A 1057-nucleotide genomic window follows, 5' to 3' on the forward strand; every position below is an offset into this window, starting at 1 on the left:
TCTAAACCGAACAATGAGCTTACTCCCCAAAAGTGATAAGTAATAACTTAATAATTAGTTTGATAAATACCTCACTTTTACTATTAAGCTTGTATGTGTTACTGTACTAATCACATTACCTGTTTAGCTTAAAAAGAATATCCATTATGCAAAAAATTTTAGACTGTACTCTTCGCGATGGTGGCTACTATAACCACTGGGACTTTTCACCAGAAGTCGTTGACGCTTACCTCACTGCAGTTGCAAAAGCTAAAATTGATTATGTTGAATTAGGGCTTCGTAATTATCCTAAATCTGTTTACAGTGGTCCATTTGCTTATACGACTGAAGAGTTTCTAAACACGTTACACCTACCGAAAGGTCCGACATATGGCGTAATGGTTGACGCAAAAACGTTGCTAGATGCGAATAAACCTGTTGAAGCAGCCATCAACGATCTTTTTGTACCGGCACAAGAAAGTAAAGTTGATCTCGTTCGTATCGCGGCACATTTCAATGAGGCAGAGCAATGTGAAAGCATGATTAAAGCTTTCAAAGAAATGGGGTATATCGTTGGCTTAAATCTGATGCAAGCGGGCGGAAAACCATCCGAGGTTATAGCGGAAAAAGTACAGACGGTAGCAAAAGCAAACCCTGACGTCATCTATTTTGCTGACTCTCTCGGTAATATGGATAGTGCAGAAGTCACTCGCATTGCCGAAATTGTAAAGCAAAACTGGGATGGCGACATTGGCATCCACACCCATAACAACATGGGTCAAGCAATGTCTAATACTATGACAGCTCGTTCGAATGGTGTTACATGGTTGGATGTAACCGTTACCGGAATGGGACGAGGCGCTGGGAACGCCCAGACCGAAAACCTGCTCGCCGAACTTGATGGACTAGATAAATACTTGCCAACAGCAATATATGAACTAGTTATTCGCCATTTTGAGCCAATGCAAAGAAGATACGGTTGGGGCTCAAGCCTTCTATATTACTTGGGAGCCAAAAACGATATTCACCCAACTTATATTCAAAATATGCTTTCTAATCCTAATTACGGAACAGAAGA

At 40.8% G+C, this 1057-nt stretch carries 1 pseudogene; it reads left to right on the top strand.

From position 1 onward, the window contains the following. Positions 1 to 146: 146 nt before the first annotated feature. Positions 147 to 1057, top strand: a pseudogene (locus R7P72_RS25985) (aldolase catalytic domain-containing protein); the annotation flags it as partial.

It is taken from the genome of Vibrio sp. Vb0888, from assembly GCF_033338835.1.
Taxonomy (GTDB): domain Bacteria; phylum Pseudomonadota; class Gammaproteobacteria; order Enterobacterales; family Vibrionaceae; genus Vibrio; species Vibrio alginolyticus.